Below are 12,551 nucleotides of genomic sequence, written 5' to 3' on the forward strand. Positions count from 1 at the left end.
TTAATGGCAGAGCTCGATCTCTCTAGCGAACTAGCAGGACTTGAAGAAGTTCTAGCATCGGTTCTTGCCGTCACTCGTCCAGCCGAAGTAGCTGCTGAGATTGCTGGCTTGGAAAAAGAGGCGGCGAATCCAGATATCTGGAATGACCAGGAAACCGCTCAGCGAGTCACCAGCCAGCTCTCTCGCCTGAAGGCCAAGAAGCAAAAACTTGATGATGTTGCAGATCGCCTGGCGGACCTCAAAGTTTTGATCGAAATGGCTAACACCGAGGACGATGCCGAAACCAAGCTAGAAGCCAGGGGAGAACTTAAGGCGATTGCGACCATGGTCGATTCGCTTGAGGTCGAGACTCTTCTAAATGGTGAGTACGACCCACGCGGAGCAATCGTGACTATTCGCTCCGGTGCCGGTGGCGATGACGCAACCGACTTTGCCGAGATGCTGATGCGCATGTATTTGCGCTACTGCGAGAAGCAGCAATACAAGACCACGGTTTTAGATATTTCTTACGCCGAAGGCGCTGGCATTAAGAGCGCAGTCTTTGAAGTTGATGCACCTTTTGCCTATGGTCAGCTATCGGTCGAATCTGGCACCCATCGCTTGGTGCGAATGAGCCCATTCAACGCCGCCGGTAAGAGACAGACTTCATTTGCCGCCGTTGAAGTTGTGCCACTTATTGAAACCACAGATGTGGTGGAGATTCCGGAGAATGACATTCGCATCGATGTCTTTAGGTCTTCCGGTCCCGGTGGTCAGTCGGTAAACACCACCGACTCAGCGGTTCGAATCACACACCTACCATCGGGCATTGTGGTTTCTTGTCAGAACGAAAAGAGCCAGCTGCAGAACAAAGCGGCGGCAATGAGGGTTTTGCAGTCTCGCCTGCTGCTTCTCAAGAAGCAGGAAGAAGATGCCAAGAAGAAAGAGCTTGCGGGAGACGTGAAGGCAAGCTGGGGCGAGCAGATGCGTTCCTATGTCCTTGCTCCATATCAGATGGTGAAGGACCTTCGAAACAACTACGAGGTCAACAACCCGGATGCGGTTTTTGATGGCGAGATCGAAGGCTTTATCTCCGCAGGGCTTCGCTGGCGGGCCAATCCAGACAAATAGCCATTTGCGGTCGTGGCAGGCCGGCACATGTCTTAGCTCGGCTTAGGCTTTGATGGACATGATCCGCTTAGAAAATGTAACCAAGACCTATAAAGGCGCAGACGCTCCTGCGCTGGATTCGGTGTCGCTGGATATCCAGCGCGGTGAGTTTGTGTTTCTGGTTGGAACCTCGGGTTCTGGTAAATCCACGATGCTGCGTTTGATGCTTCGCGAAGAGCGCGTTGACCAGGGTCAAGTTCTTGTGCTGGGCGAAAACCTAAACCAGCTTTCTGCCAGCAAGGTTGCGCAGTTTCGTCGCAAGCTAGGCGTGGTATTCCAAGACTTCAGGCTTTTGCCAAACAAGACCGTTTATCAGAACGTCGCCTTCGCACTGCAGGTAATTGGCAGACCAAAGGCCTTCATCGAGACCGCTGTGCCAGACGTATTGGAGCTGGTTGGCCTGAGCCAAAAAGCCGACCGATTGCCTTCTGCGCTATCCGGTGGCGAGCAGCAGCGCGTTGCAATCGCAAGGGCACTGGTAAACCGCCCAGAGGTATTGCTTGCGGATGAGCCAACTGGAAACTTAGACCCTGCGACTTCGAATGAGATCATGACGCTGCTTGATCGCATCAACCTCTCTGGCACCACAGTCGTTATGGCAACCCACGACCGCGGGATCGTGGACCGCATGCAAAAGCGCGTGGTTGAAATCAAAGCCGGCCACATCATCCGTGACGCCAAGACCGCTTCCTATAGAGAAATCCCATCGGACTCGATGCCGATCATCCCGGACAGCCCTGCGGATATTGACTTTGGCGGTGAGGCGTGAAGCTAGGTTTCATCCTCTCCGAGATGTGGGCGGGTATTCGCAGCAACATCTCGATGATCGTCTCGATCATTTTGGTTTCCTTCGTGTCGCTCACCTTTGTCGCCGTGACGCTATTGCTGCAGTTGCAAATTGGCGAGATGAAGACCTACTGGTATGACAGAGCACAGGTTGCTATTTACCTATGCAGCGACTACTCGCCTGAGGAAGCTTGCCCAGCCGGTGGCGCATCGGATGCTCAAAAGGCGGCTATCGAAGAGCAGCTAGCCGGTGAGACCTTGGCCCCGTATGTCGAGACCTACTATTTCGAGAACCAAGAAGCCGCTTATGCAAAGTTTGTAGAGCAGTTTGCTGACTCCCAAGCCGCGCAATACATCACGGCAGATCAGCTCAACGAAGCTTTCTGGGTAAACCTCAAAGACCCAACTCAGTCAGAGCTGATTCTGGAGAGCTTCTCCGGTCTTGATGGTGTCGAGGAAATCAAGGACCAGCGCAGCTACCTTGATGAGATCTTCAACTTCCTAAACGCCGGTAGCCTGCTGGCTGCAGGAGTGGCCTCCGTGATGCTGCTCAGCGCAACGCTTTTGATTGCCACCACTATTCGCCTCAGCGCTCACTCCAGACGACGCGAGATCTCGATCATGAGACTGGTTGGAGCATCGCGCTTTTCGATTCAGTTGCCGTTTGTGCTGGAGGGATTATTGGCTGCGGTTTTGGGTGCGCTATTGGCAACTTCAGTCACGGTTGCAATCACGCACTACTTTGTGACCGGCTACCTGGCTAAGCAGCTGGCATTTACGTCCTTCTTTACTGTGGCGGATTCGCTTATGATTACTCCCTACCTACTAGGTATCGGCGCCACTCTTGCGATCATCTCTTCAAGTGTGTCTATCCACCGTTACCTCAAGGCCTAATCAAGGGAAACACCATGCCACGCGAACGTGGGCAAAAAGTTATTGCCCAGAACCGTAAGGCCCGACACGATTACCACATCGAGGACGTGTACGAGGCCGGCATTGTGCTAACCGGAACAGAAGTCAAATCGCTCAGAGCCGGTAGAGCCTCGCTAATCGATGGCTTTGCCTCGGTAGAGCGCGGCGAGGTTTGGTTAGAGAACGTGCACATCCCAGAGTTCTTCGAGGGATCTTGGACCAACCACTTCACCAGGCGCAAGCGCAAGCTGCTGATGAACCGCCAGGAAATTGGCAAGCTAGCGGGCAAGGTTCGCGAGTCCGGCTACACGCTGGTTCCATTGAGCATGTATTTCAAAGATGGCTACGCCAAGGTCGAGATCGCACTGGCCAAGGGTAAAAAGGACTACGACAAGCGTCAGACTCTCAAAGAGCACGACGCCAAGCGCGAGATGAACCAAGCGGTTCGAGAGCAAAAGACCCGCAACTTTTAGCTATTGACTTGTAAGGAATTTTCCTTACAATTGAGTCATGGCAAACATCGAATCCAAGGCAAAGCTCACCAGCAAGGGGCAGGTCACAATCCCCATCGCCGCCCGCAAGGCGCTTGATTTGCAAGAGGGCGACTCAATTGCCTTCCGCGTGCTCGACGGCGGCAAGGTTGAGATGTTCAAAGAGACTTCCGTCTCTTCGGATGATGCAGTAGTTTCCGCCTACTTGAAATTCTTAGAGCACGACCTCCTAGCTAACCCCGGCAAACTCGCTCCTTTTGTTAGACCCAAGGGTGTGGATGCTCTAGTCGAAGAGGTCGACCTCGAAGGCTGGCTGGATGCGGAAACCAAGGCTTGAGGCTTGGTGAATATCACGGCTGGTTGGTTTTAGCCCACCCGCACTTCGAAGATCAGTACTCAAAGTGGTACAACCAAGTTGTTGAACTGAAGCGCAGAAACCCGACCGGTTATCTCCAGGCAGAGCAAACAAAGCGCTTTGCTGCCTTGGACCGACTGGCGTTTGATCTGATCCCTTTGAACCCGCAAGACCCAAAGTTTTTGTTGGGCAACACCTTGGGTTCAGAAAATCGAGCTTGGCGCAGGGCTAAGTTTGGCGGGCAGTACCGATTGTTTTTCCGTTTCGACTCGGTAAACAAGATCATCATCTTGGGCTGGGTGAACTTTTCGGATAGCTTGCGAGCATATGGCGCAAAGGACGATGCCTACCTGGTGTTTTCAAAGCTGTTGGCCAAGGGGTCACCTCCGGGAAGCTGGGATGAGCTCTTGGAGCAATCTCTATAGCGTCACAATTTCGTAAAGTTTCTGCGGAGATTTAAGTTGCGGTGCATAATTCGCACCCCTTAGGATAGAGGTTTACATCCCTAACCTTTGCCGAACCTCATATTGCGGTCGTTTGGCGCGTAGCAAATTGTGGCTCGCTGTGTCTAGGAACGTGAATTTCCCGCCTACAACATCAATTCCCTAGGGGTTATTACTTTGGCTGCTGCGAAAAACGCTAAGAACCTAAAGTCCGCAAAGAACTCTCGCTCCGCACTAAGACCAACTTTTGCGAAGCACCCAGACCCGATCGAGATCCCAGATCTACTCTCTCTTCAGACTGAGAGCTTTGACTGGTTGGTTGGCGCACCTGCATGGCGTGATATCGCCGGAGCAGATGCTCGCACCGGTCTAGACGAGGTCTTCGAAGAGATCAGCCCAATCGAGGACAGCTCGAACGCTGCCCAGGATGCCAAGATGGGCCTATCGTTCTCCGAGCCAATGTTGTTCGACCCGCCTTACACCCCTGACGAGTGCAAGGAAAAGGGCAAGAGCTTTACCCAGCCGCTATACATCAAGGCTGAGTTCACCAACTACCTAACCGGTGAGATCAAGAGCCAGACCGTATTCATGGGTGACTTCCCTGTGATGACCGGCAAGGGTACCTTCATCATCAACGGAACCGAGCGCGTTGTGGTTTCACAGCTAGTTCGCTCCCCAGGTGTTTACTTCTCGGTGTCCACCAACACCACCGGTAACCTCGATGTCAAGAACAACAAGGCTCAGATCATCCCAAGCCGTGGTTCTTACCTAGAGTTCCTAACCGAGTGGGTCAAGGACGAGCGTAAGCCGGCTGCCCGCTTCGGCCAGCCAATCTTGCAGGTCCAGGTTGACCGCAAGACCAAGGTTTCCGCAACCATCTTCCTAAAGGCACTTGGTATGTCCAAGGAAGAGATCCGCGCTGAGTTCTCTGACCTAAAGTCTTCGGTTGAGGCCAGCCCACTAAACCTCCGTTTCGATGAGGACATCATCGAGCGCACTTTGGAGTACGACGAGTCCAAGGTTTTCGCATCACCAATCTTGTCTAAGGAAGACGCGCTTCGCGAGGTCTACCGCAAGGTTCGCGGCGAGACCGCAGGTAGCGAAGTTGCAGAGGCTTGGTTGCGTTCAACCTACTTCGAGCACAAGCGCTACAACCTGGCTCGCGTTGGTCGTCACAAGCTAAACCGCAAGCTCACCATCGAGCAGGGCGCAGACATCACCACCTTGACCCTGGCTGACATCGTGGCAACTTTGAAGTACCTGTTGCTATTCGACATCACCTTGGCAAACGGCGTTCAGGCAACTGCCCAGACCGTTGAGTTCGGTATCAAGATGAACGGCAAGAAGGTCAACCTAGTTGTCCGTCCAGACGACATCGATGACTTCTCTAACCGTCGTATCCGCTCAGTAGGTGAGCTAATTCAGAACCAGGTTCGAATTGGTCTTTCCCGTATGGAGCGCGTAGTTCGCGAGCGTATGTCGACTCAGGACATTGAGGCAATTACTCCTCAGACCCTGATCAACCTTCGCCCTGTGGTTTCTGCCATCAAGGAATTCTTCGGTGCAAGCCAGCTTTCCCAGTTCATGGACCAGAACAACCCACTTGCCGGCCTTGCTCACAAGCGCCGTCTATCCGCACTTGGACCTGGTGGTATCGCTCGTGAGCGTGCTCAGATGGAAGTACGTGACGTACACCCATCGCACTACGGTCGCATGTGTCCGGTTGAGACCCCCGAAGGCCCGAACATTGGTCTAATTGGATCGCTAACCGCATTTAGCCGTATCAACACCTTCGGTTTCATCGAGACCCCTTACCGCATCGTTAAGGGCGGCAAAGTCACCTCGAAGATTGAGTACCTAGACGCAGCCTCAGAAGACGGCAAGGTCATCGCAGCAGCTGAGACTCCTTTGAAGGATGACGGTTCGCTAGTTGGTCCTCGTGCATTCGTTCGCTTCCGCGGCGACATGGTTGAGGTTCCAGCCGAGGATGTTGACTACATCGACATTTCCCCTCGTCAGCTAGCTTCGGTTTCCACCTCGCTAATTCCTTTCCTTGAGCACGATGACTCGTCACGTGCGCTAATGGGTGCAAACATGCAGCGTCAGGCAGTTCCACTGCTGCGCGCTCAGAGCCCATATGTCGGAACCGGTATGGAGCGCATCGCCGCTATTGACTCCGGTGCTGTGGTAATCGCAGACAACGCCGGTGTAATCGAGGAGATCGACGCGAACACCATCACCGTGATGAACGATGATGGCACTCGCTCTTCCTACTTCCTACGTAAGTTCGACCGCTCTAACCAGGGCACCGCAATCAACCAGCGAGCAATCGTTGAGGTTGGTCAGCGCGTTGAGCTTGGTGAGGTGCTAGCCGATGGTCCTTCGACCGAGAACGGTGAGCTAGCTCTTGGTAAGAACCTGTTGGTTGCATTCATGCCTTGGGAGGGTTACAACTTCGAGGACGCAATCATTCTTTCTCAGGAGATCGTGAAGCACGATGTGCTTTCTTCGATCCACATCGAGGAGTATGAGGTTGACGCTCGCGACACCAAGCTTGGTGCCGAAGAGATCACCGCTGACCTACCGAACGTTTCCCCAGAGGCAATTGCTCAGCTAGACGAGAGCGGAATCATTCGCATCGGTGCTGAGGTTCGCCCGGGAGACATCTTGGTTGGAAAGGTTACCCCTAAGGGTGAGACCGAGCTTTCTGCAGAGGAGCGCCTACTGCGCGCAATCTTCAACGAGAAGAGCCGCGAAGTTCGCGACACCTCTTTGAAGGTGCCACACGGTGAGCAGGGAACCATCATCGGCGTCAAGGTATTTGATTCAGATGCTGGCGACGAGCTAGGTGCTGGCGTAAACAAGCGCGTAGTTGTCTACATCGCTCAGAAGCGCAAGATTACCGAGGGTGACAAGCTTGCTGGTCGCCACGGTAACAAGGGTGTTATTGCCAAGATCCTGCCGGTTGAGGACATGCCATTCATGGAGGACGGAACTCCAGTTGACATCGTGCTGAACCCGCTAGGTATCCCAGGTCGTATGAACTTTGGTCAGGTACTTGAGTCTCACCTAGGTTGGGCTTGCCGCCAGGGTTGGGATGTCAAGGGCGTTGCCAAGTGGGCAGACAACATGGCCAAGGAGCTCTTCTCCGCGGCTCCAGGCACCAAGGTTGCTACCCCGGTATTCGACGGTGCTACCAAGGACCAGGTTGCTGGCATCTTGGACCACACCCTGCCAGGTCAGAACGCTAAGCGTCTAATCGACCGCTCCGGTAAGGCTCGTCTATTCGACGGCCGTTCCGGTGAGCCATATCCTGAGCCAATCGCAGTTGGTGTGAAGTACATGCTGAAGCTACACCACCTTGTTGATGACAAGATTCACGCCCGTTCCACCGGACCTTACTCCATGATTACTCAGCAGCCACTTGGTGGTAAGGCTCAGTTCGGTGGACAGCGCTTTGGTGAGATGGAGGTGTGGGCACTTCAGGCTTATGGAGCAGCACACACCCTGCAGGAATTGCTAACCATCAAGTCTGACGACATTGCTGGCCGCGTTCGCACCTACGAGGCAATCGTTAAGGGTGAGAACATTCAGGCTCCTGGTATTCCAGAGTCCTTCCGCGTACTAGCCAAGGAGATGCAGTCCCTTGGTCTAAACGTCGAGGTTCTAGATGGCGAGGGTCGCGTAGTTGTTCTAAAGGACGAAGAGTTCGAGAACGACCGTGCCGCTGAGGAGCTGGGTATCAACCTGTCTCGCAACGAGAACTCCGCAGCCGATATCGACTACAACACTTTCCAGTAACCGCCTAAGAATTCTGATTAAGGAACGAACGAAATGTCAGTAAAAGTAGAGAACTTTAGTGCCCTTCGCGTTGGTCTTGCGACCAGCGAGGACATCCGTTCTTGGTCATCTGGTGAGGTAAAGAAGCCAGAGACCATCAACTACCGCACCCTAAAGCCAGAGAAGGACGGTCTTTTCTGCGAGAAGATCTTCGGTCCTACCAAGGACTGGGAGTGCTCTTGTGGAAAGTACAAGCGCGTTCGCTTCAAGGGGATCGTCTGTGAGCGCTGTGGCGTTGAGGTGACCAAGTCATCTGTTCGTCGTGAGCGCATGGGTCACGTGGAGCTTGCAGCTCCGGTTACTCACATCTGGTACTTCAAGGGTGTTCCTTCTCGCCTGGGCTACTTGCTCAACATGGCTCCAAAGGACCTAGAGAAGATCATTTACTTCGCCGCTTACCGCGTCATGGACATTGACCACGAGCTAAAGACCGGCGAGTACGACCTAGTTCGCGAGGAGTACGTATCCCGTATTCGTTCGCTTGTTGACGGTCGCGACGAGGAGTTCGAGGCTGCAGCAGGTACCGAGCTTGCAGAACTTCGTGAGCTTGGTTTGGACCTTCAGGTTTCCAACAAGTTCTGGGAGACCCCACGCTGGGTTGAGAAGCAGTTTGCCAAGAGCGTTGAGCAGCTAATCATCACCGAGGAGAAGGACGCTGACGCATTCTGGTCGGCTCGTGCCCTAGGCGCTGAGACTGACGAGGAGCAGGACGACGCAGTTGTTCGCACCTCAGACGAGACCAAGAAGATCAAGAAGCTAATGGCGGACTTCAAGAAGAAGACCGACAAGATCGTTCGTGAGTACGCTCGCCTGGAGCGCCCATCTAACCTCCACAAGGAGCAGTTGGCATGGCGCATGTTCCTAAAGGCTGAGGTCGGCCAGCTACTTCCTAACGACGTAGTGTTTGACCACTTCGACTACTACTTCTCGGACTACATCATCACCGAGATCGGCGCCGAGGCTGTGCTTCAGGTGCTTGCGGCATTCGACCTAGCGGGTGCAGCTGCAGAGCTTCGTGCGGAGATTGCAACCACCAAGGGCTCAAAGCAGACTCAGGCAATCAAGCGTCTAAAGGTTGTAAACAGCTTCCTGTCTTCAGGAACTCCTCCAACCTCGATGGTACTTTCGGTGCTTCCAGTATTGCCTCCGGAGATTCGCCCAATGGTTCAGCTAGACGGTGGTCGCTTTGCAACCTCCGACCTAAATGACCTTTACCGCAGGGTAATCAACCGCAACAACCGTCTAAAGCGATTTGTTGACCTAGGTGCAGTTCCTAAGACCATTTTGAACAACGAGAAGCGCATGCTTCAGGAGGCTGTTGACGCACTGTTTGACAACGGTCGCCGTGGTCGTGCGGTAACCGGTACCGGTAACCGTGCACTGAAGTCACTCTCTGACCTACTGAAGGGTAAGCAGGGTCGTTTCCGCCAGAACCTATTGGGTAAGCGCGTTGACTACTCGGGCCGTTCGGTAATCGTGGTTGGTCCTCAGCTCAAGCTGCACCAGACTGGTCTTCCTAAGCTGATGGCACTTGAGCTATTCAAGCCATTCGTTATGAAGCGCCTGGTTGACCTAGGTCTTGCGCAGAACATCAAGAGCGCTAAGCGCATGGTTGAGCGTTCTCGTCCACAGGTTTGGGGTGTTCTAGAAGAAGTTATTCGTGAGCGTCCGGTGCTACTAAACCGTGCACCTACCCTGCACCGTCTAGGTATTCAGGCATTCGAGCCAGTATTGGTTGAAGGTAAGGCTATTCAGCTTCACCCACTTGTATGTACTGCGTTCAACGCCGACTTCGACGGTGACCAGATGGCTGTTCACCTTCCTCTTTCGGTAGAGGCTCAGGCTGAGGCTCGCATCTTGATGCTGGCTTCGAACAACATTCTGAAGCCATCGGACGGTCGTCCGGTTGCTACTCCTACCCAGGACATGATCATTGGTCTATTCCACCTAACCGCTTTGGTTGAGGGTGGAATTGGTGAGGGCCGCGCCTTCACCTCAATGGCCGAAGCTCAGATGGCGTTCGACCTACACCAGCTAGATCTTGGTGCCAAGGTTCGTATCCGCCTCGAGGGTGAACTAAAGGAGACCACTTTTGGTCGCGCTTTGTTCAACGAGACCCTGCCAGCCGCCTACCCATTCGTGGAGCAGCAGGTTGGTAAGAAGCAGTTGGGCCAGATCGTTTCCGACATGGTTGAGATGTTCTCTCGCACCGAGGTCGCACAGGCACTGGACAGGCTAAAGGATGCCGGTTTCTACTGGGCAACCCGCTCCGGTGTTTCGATGGCAATCTCCGATGCAAACTTTGACCCTAAGGGCGAGTTTGACAAGGAGCGCGCAGCTCGTATCGTCAAGGCCGAGAAGCTACACACCAAGATTCAGGAAGCGTTCGACAACGGTCTAAAGACCGACCTCGAGCGTCGTGACGAGCTGGGTGCACTGTGGTTCAAGGAGACCAACGAGATGCAGGAACTGCTGCAGAAGGCAATCCCTACCGACAACGCCATCTACAAGATGGTTACCTCGGGCGCTCGTGGTAACTGGCTACAGATTCGTTCGATCATGGGTATGCGTGGACCGGTTGCAACCTCATCCGGTGACTTCGCTCCGATGCCTGTAAAGGGTAACTACCTACTGGGTCTAACCCCGCACGAGTACTTCATTAACGCCACCGGTGCCCGTAAGGGTAACGCTGACACCGCTATGAAGACCGCTGCAGCAGGTTACCTAACCCGCCGCCTAGTTGACGTAGCCCAGGATGTCATCATCCAGATCGATGACTGTGGCACCAGCCGCGGTCTAGACAAGGACCTACTAGATGACGACCAGGTAGAGCTATCTATCGTTGGCCGTACCAACTTGGCTGACGTCAAGGTTGGCAAGGACGTAATAGTCAAGGCTGGCGTAAACATCGACCACTCAACTGCTCGCAGACTAAAGGAAGCCGGCGTTGAGACCATCACCGTTCGCTCCGTACTTACCTGTGAGGCAGAGGCCGGTATCTGTGCTCAGTGCTACGGCGTATCGCTTGCTACCAACCAGAAGGTAACTGTCGGTGAGGCCATCGGTATCATCGCGGCACAGTCGATTGGTGAGCCTGGAACTCAGCTAACCATGCGTACTTTCCACACCGGTGGTGCGGCATCGAACGCTAAGAAGCAGACCATTTTGAAGTCGATCGGTGGACAGAAGGTTCGTGTAGAGCGTCTGATTTCCTACGACATCACCCAGGGTCTAAACGGTGTTACTGACCTTCTTGAGGCCCGCGTTGGTTGGCGTCAGGCTGGCAAGGTCGCCGTTATGGCCTTCTGGAACGGAAAGGTAGACATCGTAGAGAAGGTATCGGCTACCGGTGCTAAGAGCTACGAAGTTTACGTTCGTCCAGAGGGTGAGGCAGCGGAGAAGGAAGCAGAGTCACTGGCTCTGCAGTACAGCTTCTCGCGTACCGCATCGAAGACCTTCAAGAAGCTAAGCCCATACCTACCTATCACCACCGTCAGCAACATCGGCGACCTAGTGGTTGAAAAGGGACAGGTCGTTGAGGCTGGAGACTACATCGTGGACGGAACTCCAATTCCTCACGAGGTGCTAATGATCAAGGGTGCCCGCGAGGCAGCTGCCGAGATCATTCGCGGTGTTCAGGCAATCTACGGCTCACAGGGTGTGCCACTGCACGACAAGCACCTTGAGGTGATTGTTCGTCAGATGCTGAACAAGGTAACCGTTATCGACTCTGGTGACACCGAAATGTTGCCGGGTGAGGTAATCGACCGTCAGCGCTTTGCAGCTCAGAACCGCGCAGCAGTTGCCCAGGGTCTACGCCCAGCATCTGCTCGTCAGGAAGTTATGGGTATGACCCGTGCCTCCCTTGCTGCTCAGTCATGGCTATCGGCTGCATCGTTCCAGGAGACCACCCGAGTTCTAACTCAGGCTGCTCTGGATCGTCGCGAAGACCGCCTTGTTGGTCTAAAGGAGAACGTAATCATCGGAAAGCTGATCCCAGCTGGTACCGGTCTAAACGCTCACCGCGACTTCGAGGTAGACGGCACCGAAGAGGCAAAGGCCGAGCGTTACCCAAACCGCATCTGGTCAGATGCTTCGTTTGATGACGCAGACCTAGGCTCTCAGGAGCTCAGCCTCTCGCTAGCAGACCCTTTCTCACTGGATGAGAACTAACCACAACTAAAAAACCATTTGACCCGCCTCGGCGACTATGAGTATGCTTGGCAAGGTTCGTGAGCAATCGCGAATCAGGCCCGGAACCTCTTGTGATTGAGGCGGGGTCAAAAATCTTCGGAAACAGTGCGGAATCCCGCGCGCCGAAGAAAGCCTAAATAAGGAGAAATAGTGCCAACAATTCAGCAGTTGGTCCGCAAGGGTAGGAGCCCGAAGGTCACTAAGACCAAGGCACCTGCATTGAAGGCAAACCCGCAGCAGCGCGGTGTGTGCACCCGTGTGTACACCACCACCCCTAAGAAGCCAAACTCTGCGCTTCGTAAGGTAGCTCGTGTCAAGCTTTCTAACGGTACCGAAGTGACCGCCTACATCCCAGGCGAGGGTCACAACCTACAGGAGCAC

Annotated in this window: 9 protein-coding genes; all 9 read left to right on the plus strand. The window is 54.0% G+C overall.

Annotated features, from left to right (window positions below; genetic code table 11):
- The first annotated feature begins 3 nt into the window (after positions 1-3).
- Positions 4-1,110: a peptide chain release factor 2 gene (gene prfB / locus AC128V_RS04345; RefSeq protein ID WP_482763468.1), complete on the plus strand. Its 1,107-nt coding sequence runs from the start codon at positions 4-6 to the stop codon at positions 1,108-1,110.
- Between the two features lie 52 nt (positions 1,111-1,162).
- Positions 1,163-1,918 (plus strand): cell division ATP-binding protein FtsE, encoded by a 756-nt coding sequence (gene ftsE / locus AC128V_RS04350; protein WP_482763460.1) that lies wholly within the window; start codon positions 1,163-1,165, stop codon positions 1,916-1,918.
- Positions 1,915-2,829: a permease-like cell division protein FtsX gene (gene ftsX / locus AC128V_RS04355; RefSeq protein ID WP_482763461.1), complete on the plus strand. Its 915-nt coding sequence runs from the start codon at positions 1,915-1,917 to the stop codon at positions 2,827-2,829. The genes ftsE and ftsX overlap by 4 nt, the downstream gene beginning before the upstream one ends.
- A 14-nt stretch (positions 2,830-2,843) precedes the next feature.
- Entirely contained in the window at positions 2,844-3,320 is a 477-nt protein-coding gene (smpB, locus tag AC128V_RS04360) for an SsrA-binding protein SmpB (protein ID WP_482763462.1), read from the plus strand.
- Between the two features lie 37 nt (positions 3,321-3,357).
- Entirely contained in the window at positions 3,358-3,675 is a 318-nt protein-coding gene (locus tag AC128V_RS04365) for a type II toxin-antitoxin system PrlF family antitoxin (protein ID WP_482763463.1), read from the plus strand.
- The gene (locus tag AC128V_RS04370; RefSeq protein WP_482763464.1) at positions 3,672-4,118 is read left to right on the plus strand and encodes a type II toxin-antitoxin system YhaV family toxin; all 447 of its coding nucleotides are present in this window, start codon (positions 3,672-3,674) and stop codon (positions 4,116-4,118) included. The genes AC128V_RS04365 and AC128V_RS04370 overlap by 4 nt, the downstream gene beginning before the upstream one ends.
- Before the next feature lie 195 nt (positions 4,119-4,313).
- On the plus strand, positions 4,314-7,937 hold the full coding sequence (gene rpoB, locus AC128V_RS04375) for a DNA-directed RNA polymerase subunit beta (RefSeq protein ID WP_482763465.1): 3,624 nt from the start codon (positions 4,314-4,316) through the stop codon (positions 7,935-7,937).
- Between the two features lie 33 nt (positions 7,938-7,970).
- The gene (gene rpoC, locus AC128V_RS04380) at positions 7,971-12,149 is read left to right on the plus strand and encodes a DNA-directed RNA polymerase subunit beta' (protein WP_482763466.1); all 4,179 of its coding nucleotides are present in this window, start codon (positions 7,971-7,973) and stop codon (positions 12,147-12,149) included.
- A 171-nt stretch (positions 12,150-12,320) separates the two neighbouring features.
- Positions 12,321-12,551: 30S ribosomal protein S12 (gene rpsL / locus AC128V_RS04385; RefSeq protein ID WP_482763467.1), on the plus strand; the 231-nt coding region annotated here is incomplete at its 3' end.

It is taken from the genome of Aquiluna sp., from assembly GCF_965064355.1.

What these genes read in the sequence shown, in the direction of transcription:
- ftsE (WP_482763460.1), top strand. Translation starts at nt 1,163, where the DNA reads ATGGACATGATCCGCTTAGAAAATGTAACCAAGACCTATAAAGGCGCA.
- prfB (WP_482763468.1), top strand. Translation starts at nt 4, where the DNA reads ATGGCAGAGCTCGATCTCTCTAGCGAACTAGCAGGACTTGAAGAAGTT.
- smpB (WP_482763462.1), top strand. Translation starts at nt 2,844, where the DNA reads ATGCCACGCGAACGTGGGCAAAAAGTTATTGCCCAGAACCGTAAGGCC.
- AC128V_RS04365 (WP_482763463.1), top strand. Translation starts at nt 3,358, where the DNA reads ATGGCAAACATCGAATCCAAGGCAAAGCTCACCAGCAAGGGGCAGGTC.
- rpoC (WP_482763466.1), top strand. Translation starts at nt 7,971, where the DNA reads ATGTCAGTAAAAGTAGAGAACTTTAGTGCCCTTCGCGTTGGTCTTGCG.